The organism is Psychrobacter sp. AOP5-GZ1-6, from assembly GCF_052376345.1.
GTDB lineage: Bacteria > Pseudomonadota > Gammaproteobacteria > Pseudomonadales > Moraxellaceae > Psychrobacter.
Genome location: NZ_JBQSVP010000312.1, coordinates 1 through 791, shown reverse-complemented (window position 1 = coordinate 791; position 791 = coordinate 1). Strand labels below are relative to the sequence as shown.

General features: G+C 32.7%; 1 protein-coding gene. It reads right to left on the bottom strand.

The window, feature by feature from the left end; all coding sequences use genetic code 11:
* Positions 1-334: 334 nt before the first annotated feature.
* Positions 335-658: an H-NS histone family protein gene (locus ACT3RN_RS15965; RefSeq protein ID WP_192521019.1), complete on the bottom strand. Its 324-nt coding sequence runs from the start codon at positions 656-658 to the stop codon at positions 335-337.
* Between the last annotated feature and the right edge of the window lie 133 nt (positions 659-791).

Genomic DNA, 791 nt, shown 5'->3' with positions numbered 1-791 from the left:
CTGGCTTCTATATATACAGAGCTTATTACTATAGTCATTCCACTATAGTAATATTAAAGCGCTAACCTCGCTTGAGATATTAAATATACCTCTACACTCAGTTGACTTATATCTCTTTTAAACTAAATCAACCATATCGTTAACCTACCATAGATATAAATCTATAGCCTAGCCCATATAATTCCGCTAGATCATCATCCCCGTTAACCATACTAAAGTATAGCCTGCACCAGACTTCTTATATCGAAATCATTTGAATCTAACTATAGTAGCTTAAGTGGCGCCAACTTGATCTTCTTTTAGAACAAATTAAAATCATGGCATCCGTATATTGCTAAATAACAAAATCTTCAAGCTTGCTGCCGGCTGCTAACGCCTCAACCAACCATGTCGGCTTGCGACCACGACCAGTCCAAGTCTCTTCATTGTTATCTGTATTGCGATATTTGATACTACGTTTTTTCTCTAGTGTTTCACCAGCTTTTAAAATCTCTTCAATAGATGCATCGCTTTCTTCTGCAATTTTCTCAAACTGCATGTAAGCATCATATAGACGTTGGTGTTGTTTTTTAGCAATAAGCTGCTGAGCATTTTCAGTAATAGCACGTAGCTCATCAACGTCTAGATTTTCTAAATCAATTTCTTTGTTTTTGCTCATAGTAAATCCAATTATAAAATAAAAAATATCACCTTAATAGACATATTGTTTACTATTAAGAACTGAGAATAAGATACTTATAATCAATTAAATTATAAGTATCGTACATAAATATTACTTTTAATAAAATATA

Excerpts from the sequence above, each read along its gene's own strand:
- ACT3RN_RS15965 (WP_192521019.1), bottom strand. The coding sequence starts at position 658 with ATGAGCAAAAACAAAGAAATTGATTTAGAAAATCTAGACGTTGATGAG.